The organism is Rubneribacter badeniensis, from assembly GCF_002899695.1.
GTDB lineage: Bacteria > Actinomycetota > Coriobacteriia > Coriobacteriales > Eggerthellaceae > Rubneribacter > Rubneribacter badeniensis.
In genome coordinates, this window is record NZ_PPEL01000102.1 from 1 (window position 1) to 9,922 (window position 9,922).

The window sequence follows — 9,922 nt, forward strand, 5'->3', positions numbered from 1 at the left end:
GGGGGTCGCTGTTCGGCGCAAAAAGGGTTCGTGCCATGTGGGCTTCGACCGCTTCGGGCCGACGGTCACCCAGGCGAGGAGGCCGAGCAAGCGAGTGCGAGCGCGATGCCGGTGTTCATGACGGCGGTGATGACGCCCGCTGCCCACAGCACTCTGCGCCCGTCTTCCGGGCTTCCGACGCCGTGCATGGCCCCTGCCTTGAACAGCGCGTCGGCCTTCCAATAGAAGACGGCCAGCATCACGTTGACGGCTGCGAGGAGGGGCGCTGCGGGCAGCATCTCGTACTTCGAGCCCCAGCGGTCGGGCTTGCCGTCGGGGCCGGAGTGCAGCGCTATTGTGTCCGGCAGCACGCTCAGCGCGACCGCCAACGCGATGAGCGGCGCGGCGCAGAGCGCAGCCCATGCGATCGCGTCCCGCTTCCTCATCTGGCCTTCTCCTCTCTGGCGTCCGAGTTGGCGCAGACGGCTTGCAAGGGGCTTTCCGGAGCGGAAAGGGCGCCGCGCTGCCTTCCTTATGCCGCTGCGAGGGCGGTGGAGACAAGGAAGATGCTTGCGCCTGCGGTGAGCACGGCGATGAGGGCCCCCGTCGCCCAAAGGACGATCCTTGCTCCCCGGATCGTTTTGACGCCGTTCACCAGGCCCATCGCGAAAAGCGCTTCGATTTTCCAGTACATGAGCGCCATCACAAGGTTCGCGCCGCTCATGATGCCGCCGATGATAAGAAGCTCGTATTTGGAGCCCCAGCGGTCAGGCGCGCCGTCGAGGCCGAAGTGCATGGCCATGGTGTCGGGAAGCGGCAGCGCGGCGAGCATCGCGAAATCTATCGCGAGGGGAAGCAGGACGAGGGCGATCCAACCCAGCCATTCTCTCGGTTTCATTTCGCCGCTCCTCACTTCAGCTGCTTGCCGTTCGTGTCCCAGTAGAAGCGCTTGAACTTGCGGATTTGGTTCGCGTGCATGATGCGCGCCCACAGGTTGTGCATGAAGGAGTCGGGCGCGTAGTGCAGCGGGTAGGGCTCGGCCGTGCGGCCCATCACGTCGAGGGCCTGCTGGAGGCGCGCGCGGTTCTCCATGCTGCGGTCGAGCACGTAGCGGGGCACGCAGCAGTAGAGGAACGGCTCGTACGCCTCGCGGTAGGGCGTCTTCTCGCCCAGCACGAACTCGCGCACGATGAGCTCCGCGAAGTTCTGCCCGCCGAGGCTCAGGTAGTAGGTGTTGCGGCCGCAGCGCGTGTTCACCTCGAAGAAGCGGAAGGTGCCGTCGCGTTCGTCGTACTTGATATCGAAGTTCGCGAAGCCGCGGTAGCTCACGTGCGAGAGGAAGCGGCGCGCGCAGTCGATGATGGCCTCCTCGCGCTCGCCCATGATGCAAAGCGGGTTGCCGAGCGCCGTGGGGTCGTGGTCCTGCAGGCACACGACGCCGCCCGACACGACGCGCAGCTCGCCTGCGGCGTCGGAGAACGTGGTGAGCGTGCGGATGGCGTCGTCGCCGCCGGGGATGAAGTCCTGCAGCACCAGCTCGCCCGCGTACTTCGAGTTACGGATGCTGCGCCATACTTTCGCCAGCTCCTCGGGGCCTTCGATCTCGTAGATCTTGCGCCAGCCCTCGATGGTGTCCGCCGCGTCTTGGAACTGCGCGGAGTTCGACGGCTTGGCGATGAGGGGGTAGGGGAAGTCGCCTGTGGGCAGCTCGGCGGGGCCGTCCTCGCCGCAGCTGAAGTACCACGTGCGCGGGTAGGGGATGCCCAGCTCGTCGCACAGGTCGTAGAAGCGGCGCTTCTGCGTGATGTCGTCGAGCAGGGGGAAGTCGATGTAGGGCACCGCGTAGCCCGCCGCCTCGAGGCGCGCCTTGCCGGCGGAGAGCATGCGCGCATGGCAGTCGTCGCAGCCCAGCACGAGCAGCGCGCATTCCGGGCGCGCCGCGCGCTCCTCGGCGGCCACGCGCTCGAGCGCCTCGTACAGCCCTTCGGGCTTGTGGATGTGCGGCTCCAGCCGGTAGTCGGTGAAGCGGCTGGTGGAGAGCATCTTGATGTCCTGCGTCGCCAGCACGATGGTGCGCTCGATGTCGAACGCGCGGTGCAGCTCGCGCACGTAGCTGTACGCGAGGATGTCCCCGCCCACGACGACGGGCTGCAAAAGGCGCGCGACGTCGGCGGGGGAGGCGATGCGGGGGTTTGGGGTTGTCATGGGGGACGTCTCCTTTATGGGTCATGTACGATGCTTCGCCAAGCGTCTGCCATAGGGCAATCATACCATGTCGATGGGTGGATTCTCGGATTCTCCGATTCTAAACCGTTGCAACTGTCGTAGTACTTGACATTTTGTTACGACATAAAGCGTAGTTTACATGATAATATTGCATTTGATACGACATGGAAGGTGAAATGGGCTATGTTGGATGTCGTGATACATGATCGCAGCTATGAAAAGCTCGCTCAGATCGATGCGCGTGCGGAACGGCTTCGCTCCTTCGGTCCGTTTTCTGAGGCGATGCAGCTCTCGCTCGCTTCCTACGACGGGGACTTCCTTGTTCGCATGGCCTACAACTCGAACGCGATCGAAGGCTCCACGCTCACGTTGCTGGAGACTGAGATCGTGTATGAAGGCGAGTTCGTTTCCGGAAAACCCGGTCGCGACCAGATAGCGGCTCGTGGAATATTCGAAGGCCATGCGTTCGCTCAGCGTGCGCTTGAGGATAGGCGACCGATCAGCGAGGATTTCATCAAGGACTTGCATGAGAGGACGGCTCTTGATCTTCAGCCGCGGGCACGCGGCAGCTATCGAAACGCGCCGGCGCTCATCAGGGCTTCGAGGACGGTTCCGGTCGGCGCGCTCAAGATCCGTCCGTGCATGGCGGATCTGCTGTGCGATCTGGAAACGTACCGTCAGGCGTATCATCCCGTTATCGTCGCAGCATGGTTTCATGCGGCGTTCGAGCGCATACACCCGTTTGCCGACGGAAATGGGAGGACGGGCCGGCTTCTGCTGAACCATATGCTCGAACGTCGGGGGTACCCGCCTATCGCCATCAAAGTGGATCATGCATTGGAATACCGAGCGGCGCTCGAATCATGGCAGGTGGACGGCGAGCAAGATCCTTTCGTGGAGCTGGTTATCACGTGTCTCGATGAGGAGCTTTCGTCGAGGATCGCGTACGTCGAGCAGGGGGTTGCGTCGGAGTGCGCGCTGGCGACGGCGAAGAGGTCGGCGGCAAGCGATAGGAAGGCGCAAGCTCTCGAAAGCCTGCGGGCGCATCCCGATCATACGGCGCAAAAGCTTGGCGAGGATTTGGGCGTTTCCCCACGTCAAGCCCAACGGCTCATTCGCCAGCTTCGGGAAGAAGGGCTCGTTGTGCGGGAAGGCTCGAACAAACGAGGTCGATGGGTCGTGCGGAATGGATGCGAAGGCGAGGTTTGAGCCCTATGGGGTTTCCATTGGTCGTCTTGGGAGATCGGGCGGGTTAGCGTATCATACCGAAGGATACGTATGACCAGAAGAGGAGCGCTATCACATGTGCGGATTCGTGGGATTCACCGCGGTCGATTACGACACCGAGACGAACCGGGCCATCGTGAAGGACATGGCCGACCGCATCATCCATCGCGGGCCCGATGACGAGGGTTTCTTCGTGGACGACGACATCGCGATGGGCTTCCGGCGCCTGTCGATCATCGACCTCGAGGGCTCGCACCAGCCCATGCGGAACGCGGACGGCACCGTCACGGTCACGTTCAACGGCGAGATCTACAACTTCCAAGAGCTGCGCGCCGAGTTGGAGGCGCTTGGCTACACGTTCAAGACGCACGGCGACACGGAGACGATCGTGCACGGCTACGAGGCGTGGGGCACGGATGTGTTCGAGCGCTTGCGCGGCATGTTCGCCATCGCCATCTGGGACGCGAAGCGCCGCCGCCTCGTGTGTGCGCGGGACATCTTCGGCATCAAGCCCTTCTACTACCAGCACGACGGCGCGCGCCTCATCTACGGCAGCGAGATCAAGGCGTTTCTGGCGCATCCGGCGTTCAAGAAGGAGCTGAACCGCGAGCAGCTGCCGCAGTATCTGTGCTTCGAGTACCTGAACGACTCGCAGACCATGTTCAAGGGCGTGCACAAGCTGCTGCCGGGGCATTTCATGGTGCTCGAGGATGGCCAGCTGCGCACCGAGTGCTACTACAAGATCACGTACAAGATTGACGATTCGAAGGGCATCGACGAGTGGGCCGACGCCATCAACGCGGCGTTCGACGAGTCGGTGGCCGCGCACGAGATCGCGGACGTGGAGATCGGCAGCTTCCTGTCGGGCGGCATCGACAGCTCGCTGGCCGCGTACTGCATGGGGCAGCACGCCGAGGGCGTGAAGACGTTCTCGGTGGGCTACGACATCGGCTGCGAGGACAAGCTGGCCGAGATCAATGCGCTGCCGGATTTCGACATCAAGCTGAACGAGCTGGACGACTCGCGCGCGTTCGCCGAATGGGCGCATCTGCCGAACTTCGAGACGCAGGTCACGGCCGAGCAGTTCCTCGACGTGGTGCCCGCCGAGCAGTACCACATGGACGAGCCGCTGGGCGCGCCGAGCGCCATCCCGCTCTTCTTCGTGAGCGAGCTGGCGCGCAAGCAGGTGAAGGTGGTGCAGTCGGGCGAGGGCGCCGACGAGCTGTTCGGCGGCTACTGGATCTACCACGACCAGTACGAGTTCGAGAAGTACTTCCGCGTGCCGCGGCCGCTGCGCGCGCTCGGCGGGGCCATCGCCGAGAAGCTGCCGCCGTTCCACGGCCGCCGCTTCGCCATGCGCGGCTCGGGCGGGCCGGAGAAGAGCTACCAGCGTGCGAGCATGAACTACATGTGGGACGAGATCCCCAACGTGCTGAAGGACTACGCGGGCCCGTGCAAGCCGTGGGAGTGGTGCAAGCCGCACTTCGACGAGGCCGCCAAACAGGACATCGACGTCATCACGCAGACGCAGTACGTGGACATGGTGAGCTACATGCCCTTCGACATCTGCCTGAAGGCCGACAAGATGTCGATGGCGCACTCGCTGGAGCTGCGCGTGCCGTTCCTCGACAAGAAGGTGCTGGACGTGGCGCTGCAGCTGCCCACGGACTGCCGCGTGACCGACGAGCATGCCAAGTACGCGCTGCGCGTGGCCGCGAGCAAGCTGGGGTTCCAGAAGAAGGTGGCGCACATGCCCAAGCAGCCGTTCATCACGCCGCTCACCGTGTGGCTGCAGACCGACCTGTACTACAACCGCATCAGGCAAGCGTTCACGAGCGACGCCGCGCACGAGTTCTTCAACGTGGACTACCTGGTGAAGATGCTCGACGACCACAAGTCGGCCGACTTCTCCACCGTGGAAGGGCGCGGCAAGCTGAAGATGATGCGCATCTGGAACATCTACTGCTTCCTCACGTGGTACGAGGTGTTCTTCGGGGAGAGCAGCGAGAAACTGGCACCTAAGACGCAGGTGGCGTAGGGGCGTTGCGGAGCGCCTTGCGGTAGGCGGTGGGGGATTGGGCGTGGGCTTGGCGGAAGGCGGCAGCGAACTTGCTGGGGCTTCTGTAGCCCACGTGGGCGGCTATGGCGGCCACGTCGAACGAGCTTTCCTGCAGCAGGCGCGCCGCCTCCTCCATGCGGCAGCGCCGGCGGTACGCCGCGGGGCTTATGCCAAAGGCGCGGGCGAAACGCTCTTTGAACGCCGTCGCGCCCAAATTGGCCGCGCGGGCGGCGTCCTCCAAACGCACCGGCGCGGACAGGTTGCCGCCCAGAAGCGCGAGGGCCTTCTCCAGGCCGGCGTCGCCGTCGCGCCCCGTGTACGAGGGCGCTTGCCATCGGGGGCTCTCGGTTGCCGAAAGCAACGCCAGCAGCTCCAGGACCTTGCAGCGCAAGCGCGGCACGTGGGCGCGCCCGCCCACATCGTACAGGCTTTCAAACAGGGCGGCCATCTCGGCATCGGGTGCGAACAAAAGGTGGCGCTCGCCGTTTGACTGCGGCGCGAAGCGCGCATACAGCTGCTTGAAATCCACCCCCGCCACGTGATGCAGGGCGGCGAGCGTGGCCGCGCCGGCGTCGTATTCCACCGCCAAGGTGATGCCGACATAGCGCGCTTGCGCGAACCGCATGCGGCGCTTCACCACGCGGTGATCGTGCACGGCGCAGTCGCCTTGGCGGCACACGGCTCCCCAACCACCCGAGAAAACCAGTTCGCAGGAGCCTTGCCGGCAATGCTCGATCTGCAGCACCCGCGAGGACTTGTCGTTCCAATCGCACGCGCCCTGCGGGATGTCGTTGTAGAACAGGTGGATGCCCGGCAGCAGCGTGTAGGCGTCGATCCTCCCCTTGTCGCCGTTCTCGAGCAGCGCGTCGAAGCGCGTGAAGCCCTCGCGGCGCTCTACCGCTTCCATGCGGTTGTCGTTGTAGCGGCGTGACAGGTATTCCAGCCCCGTCACATAGGTCGCTTTTCCCAAGGCTCACCTCCGACCGCTTGCGCACGTGCGAAAAAGGCTTCCAGGCGCCGCATGCCCGCCGCATCCAGCGCATAGTTTTCCATGATACGCCCCGATTCCATCTCCAGCACCTGCGAGCAGCAGGAAAGGATGAATTCGGGATCGTGCGTGACCACGACTTGCGTGGCGCCCGTGTCGCGCACCTGCCGCAGCAGCGCCGCCACCTGCCGCATATGCGTCAGATCGAGCCCGCTCGTGGGCTCGTCGTACACCACCAAGGGCTTTTTGCTGGCAAGCGCCGCGGCCACGCACACGCGCTGGCGCTGCCCGCCGGAAAGCGAGAGCGGGTGGTCGTCGGCGACATCGTCCAAGTCGAGCGCCCGCAAAAGCTCGTGGGCGCGTGCTTCGTCCTCCTCGGCGAGTGAAAGCTGCACTTCGTCGAGCACGCTTTCCGCAAAGAGCTGGTGGTTCACGTCCTGCATGACCATGAAGCTGGCGCGGGTGCGCCGCTTGCGGCCGTGCGCCCGCCCGCCGACAGTGAGCCGGCCTCCGCAGCGGTTCAGGCCGCACAGCGCTTCGGCGAAGGTGGACTTGCCGGCGCCGTTGCGACCCACCACGGCGACGATGCCGCCTTGGGGGAGTTCCGCGTGCTCGATGTCGAGTGCCGGCGTGGCGTTCGCGCCGCGGCGGTAGGCGAAGCGGAAATCGTCGATGGCAAGTGCCGGCGCGGAAGCTTGCGAAGCTGCAGCCGTCGGCGCAGCCGGAGCTTCGGCTTCGGAGGGCGAAATCGCCGGCGTGGCCTGAACTTCGGCTTCGGAAGGTGAAGCCGTCGGTGCAGCCGGAGTTTCAGATTCGGAGGGCGAAATCGCCGGCGCGGCTGGGGCTTCGGCTTCGGAGGGTTCCGCGGCAGGGGATGCGCTTGCGGTGCCCGCCGCCGCGAACGCATCCTGAACGCGGCGCACGCGCAAGCCCAGATCGCACAACGCGTCCGCAGGCAGCGCGGCGAATTCCGCGCCCGTCCAGCGCCGCGCGATGCGCCCCCTCTCCATGTGCAGCACCACATCCGCCATATCCGCAACATAATGCAGGCGGTGCTCTGCCACCAGCACGGCGCAGCCCTGCGCCTTCCAATGCCGGATGGCCTCGCGCAGACGGACGATGCCCTCGAAGTCCAGGTTGCTGGACGGCTCGTCCATCACCACCAGGGCGGGGCTTGCCGCGGTGGCGGCCGCGCAGGCGATGCGCTGCTTCTGCCCGCCCGACAAATCGAACAGGCTGCGCCCTATCAGATCTTCTAGGTTGAAGGCTTTCGCTTGGGCGGCCACGCGCGCCTCGATATCTTCCACGGGAAGACCGAGGTTTTCGCAGCCGAACGCCACCTCTCCGCGCACGTCCACGCTGAAGAACTGCGTTTTGGGGTTCTGGAACACGCTGCCCGCCACGCGCGCCGTCTCGTACAGGGGAGCGGCCGACACGTCCACGCCCGCCACCTGCGCGCGCCCGGAGAGCGTGCCTTCGTAGTAATGCGGCACGAGGCCGTTCGCCAGCCGCGTGACGGTGGTTTTGCCGCAGCCCGAAGCGCCCGTCAAAAGCGCCACCTGGCCAGGTTCAAGCTGCAGGGAGATGCCGTAGACGCCCGCGCCTGAACGCCCTTCCGCGTATTCGAACGAGGCATCGCGAATGTCCAGCGCCAAAGCGTCGTTTCCCGTGGGTTTTCCCGCCATAGTCCCCGTTGCCTCCTTCGCTACAGCGCCTTCGGGCACATCAGGTCGAACAGCAGCAGACCCAGCGCCAGCGCGCACACGAGGAACACCGCCGCGTCCTGCCAGTGGAAACCAATGCGGCAGATGTTCGTGCGCTTGCCCGGCGTGCCCAGCCCGCGTGTGAGCGAGGCGGCCGACAGGTCCTCGCCGATGCGCACCGAGCACGCCATCAGCGGCACGAGCCGGTACTCCACCAGGGCCAGCGGGCCCTTCCGCGCAAGGCTGACGCCGCGCATCCGCATGGCCTTGCCTATGGAGCGTGCCTCCTCGGCCAGCGTGGGGAAGAAGCGGAACAGCACCGAAAGCGGAATGGTGAGCCATTGCGGCGCGCGCAGACGCTCCATCGCCGCCATGAACTCCGATACCGTGGTGGTGGACAGCACGAAGTAGCCCGTGGCGACGGTGGGCACGAAGCGCGTCAGCACCGTGCAGGAGCCCACCACGACGGCGTTCAGCACGCCCGTTGCCAAAAAGGGGATGCCGGGAGAGACGGCCATCAGGGCGTACGACGCGAAATACAGAACCAGCAGCAGAAGCGCCGCGCGCCAGCGCCCCGAAATCGCCAGCAAGCCGAACGGGAAGAGCAGCATGAGGCCGCGCACCGCCAGCAGGGCGGGGGTGGAGCCGCCCAAAAGCAGCACGGTGGACACCGCCAACAGCAGGAACATTTTGGTGCGGGGGTCGAGCCGCACGGTGCGCTCGGCCCCCTCTGTTTGGAGAAGTTTCACAGGCGCGCCTTAATCGAAAGCCGAACCGAATGACCGAAATCAGGCGATGCCCGCGCGCTTGAAGTGCTTGCGCAGCACCTTGTAGCCGATCCAGCCGCCGATAAGACCTGTGACCAGCGCTGCAACCAACAGGCAAGGGCACGCCCACGGCTGCAGGTAGCCCATAAGCTCGGTCACGTAGGCGTCGCCGTACTGCGAGCGTACGGTGGTCAGGTAGGTGTCCGCCGTCAGCCAGAACGGCAGGAAGTTGCCCACCATCCAGCAGCTGAACACGCCGTGGGAGACGATGCCCCGCTTCGCGTCGGCGTACCCGCCCGACTTCCAGATAAGGTCGGCCGCCAAGCCGAAGACGAGCCCGGTACCGATGGAGAAGAAGCCCATGCCCGTGATGAACATGATGATGCCGATGAGCAGGCCCAAAATGGTGATCATGCCGAACTTGCGCACCTTCGTGAGGTAGAGCATGTAGGGGATGCCCGCGATGAGCGGCACGATGCCGCAGATGAGCGCCATGAGGATGGGCACGAAGCCCAGGCACGCCACCGCGAACACCACCACGAAGTACAGCGCGGTGAAGATGCCGATGTTGATGAAGTCCTTGCCGTTAAGGTGTCTGCCGCCGGCGGGTGCGCCGACGGCTGCGTTGCCGCTGGCGGGAATGGGGGCGGGGCCGCCCTGCTGTTGCTGTGTCATGAACCGTCACCTTTCCTAAGCGCGGCGCGCAGCTGGCCAGCCAGCTGCCGCTGCGTCCTTCCAGCGAAGGGGCATGGCAGTGCCGGCGGCGCGGCGCGCCTTCCGAACTGTCGCTTGGCGAAGGTTCCGGAACGTAGTTAACCAGAGCGAACGTTCCCTATGATGAGGCAGTGAGCGCCGGTTGGCAACTCCAAACGGCCGCGACAGCCCCAAACAGCCGCACGGATTGGAGCATGCTGAAGGAGGGATGTTGGCGAAACGGCCACGTGGCGGCGGGGTTGGGTGGCGGGATCTGGGG

9 protein-coding genes are annotated in these 9,922 nt (G+C 65.0%); 2 read left to right on the forward strand and 7 right to left on the reverse strand.

The window, feature by feature from the left end; all coding sequences use genetic code 11:
* Positions 1 to 65 precede the first annotated feature (65 nt).
* The 3 genes from C2L80_RS12070 to C2L80_RS12080 all read right to left on the reverse strand — a co-directional run bounded on the left by C2L80_RS12070 (position 66) and on the right by C2L80_RS12080 (position 2,184).
* Positions 66 to 425: a DUF1648 domain-containing protein gene (locus C2L80_RS12070; RefSeq protein ID WP_103263282.1), complete on the reverse strand. Its 360-nt coding sequence runs from the start codon at positions 423 to 425 to the stop codon at positions 66 to 68.
* 86 nt (positions 426 to 511) lie between these two features.
* Entirely contained in the window at positions 512 to 877 is a 366-nt protein-coding gene (locus C2L80_RS12075) for a DUF1648 domain-containing protein (RefSeq protein WP_103263283.1), read from the reverse strand.
* A gap of 11 nt (positions 878 to 888) precedes the next feature.
* Entirely contained in the window at positions 889 to 2,184 is a 1,296-nt protein-coding gene (locus tag C2L80_RS12080; RefSeq protein WP_087198647.1) for a carboxylate--amine ligase, read from the reverse strand.
* Between the two features lie 204 nt (positions 2,185 to 2,388).
* Here C2L80_RS12080 and C2L80_RS12085 point away from each other — a divergent pair, with 204 nt between their 5' ends.
* Together C2L80_RS12085 and asnB are read left to right on the forward strand one after the other, a co-directional pair.
* The gene (locus C2L80_RS12085) at positions 2,389 to 3,414 is read left to right on the forward strand and encodes a Fic family protein (RefSeq protein ID WP_092201079.1); all 1,026 of its coding nucleotides are present in this window, start codon (positions 2,389 to 2,391) and stop codon (positions 3,412 to 3,414) included.
* Between the two features lie 94 nt (positions 3,415 to 3,508).
* The gene (gene asnB / locus C2L80_RS12090; protein ID WP_103263284.1) at positions 3,509 to 5,470 is read left to right on the forward strand and encodes an asparagine synthase (glutamine-hydrolyzing); all 1,962 of its coding nucleotides are present in this window, start codon (positions 3,509 to 3,511) and stop codon (positions 5,468 to 5,470) included.
* Here the strand turns inward: asnB and C2L80_RS12095 are convergent.
* The 4 genes from C2L80_RS12095 to C2L80_RS12110 are packed head-to-tail and all read right to left on the reverse strand — an operon-like array spanning position 5,451 to position 9,624.
* Positions 5,451 to 6,461, reverse strand: a complete 1,011-nt coding sequence (locus C2L80_RS12095) for a helix-turn-helix transcriptional regulator (RefSeq protein ID WP_129589960.1) — start codon at positions 6,459 to 6,461, stop codon at positions 5,451 to 5,453. The genes asnB and C2L80_RS12095 overlap by 20 nt on opposite strands.
* A complete protein-coding gene (locus tag C2L80_RS14465; RefSeq protein ID WP_239938975.1) occupies positions 6,440 to 8,164 on the reverse strand; it encodes an ABC transporter ATP-binding protein in 1,725 nt (574 codons plus the stop codon). Before C2L80_RS14465 ends, C2L80_RS12095 begins: the two co-directional genes overlap by 22 nt.
* Before the next feature lie 20 nt (positions 8,165 to 8,184).
* Entirely contained in the window at positions 8,185 to 8,931 is a 747-nt protein-coding gene (locus C2L80_RS12105) for an energy-coupling factor transporter transmembrane component T (RefSeq protein ID WP_103263286.1), read from the reverse strand.
* Positions 8,932 to 8,970: 39 nt separating this feature from the next.
* Positions 8,971 to 9,624, reverse strand: a complete 654-nt coding sequence (locus C2L80_RS12110) for an MptD family putative ECF transporter S component (protein WP_103263287.1) — start codon at positions 9,622 to 9,624, stop codon at positions 8,971 to 8,973.
* Positions 9,625 to 9,922 lie beyond the last annotated feature (298 nt).

Coding starts and splice junctions, on each gene's coding strand:
- asnB (WP_103263284.1), top strand. CDS start 3,509: ATGTGCGGATTCGTGGGATTCACCGCGGTCGATTACGACACCGAGACG.
- C2L80_RS12080 (WP_087198647.1), bottom strand. CDS start 2,184: ATGACAACCCCAAACCCCCGCATCGCCTCCCCCGCCGACGTCGCGCGC.
- C2L80_RS12075 (WP_103263283.1), bottom strand. CDS start 877: ATGAAACCGAGAGAATGGCTGGGTTGGATCGCCCTCGTCCTGCTTCCC.
- C2L80_RS14465 (WP_239938975.1), bottom strand. CDS start 8,164: ATGGCGGGAAAACCCACGGGAAACGACGCTTTGGCGCTGGACATTCGC.
- C2L80_RS12085 (WP_092201079.1), top strand. CDS start 2,389: ATGTTGGATGTCGTGATACATGATCGCAGCTATGAAAAGCTCGCTCAG.
- C2L80_RS12110 (WP_103263287.1), bottom strand. CDS start 9,624: ATGACACAGCAACAGCAGGGCGGCCCCGCCCCCATTCCCGCCAGCGGC.
- C2L80_RS12070 (WP_103263282.1), bottom strand. CDS start 425: ATGAGGAAGCGGGACGCGATCGCATGGGCTGCGCTCTGCGCCGCGCCG.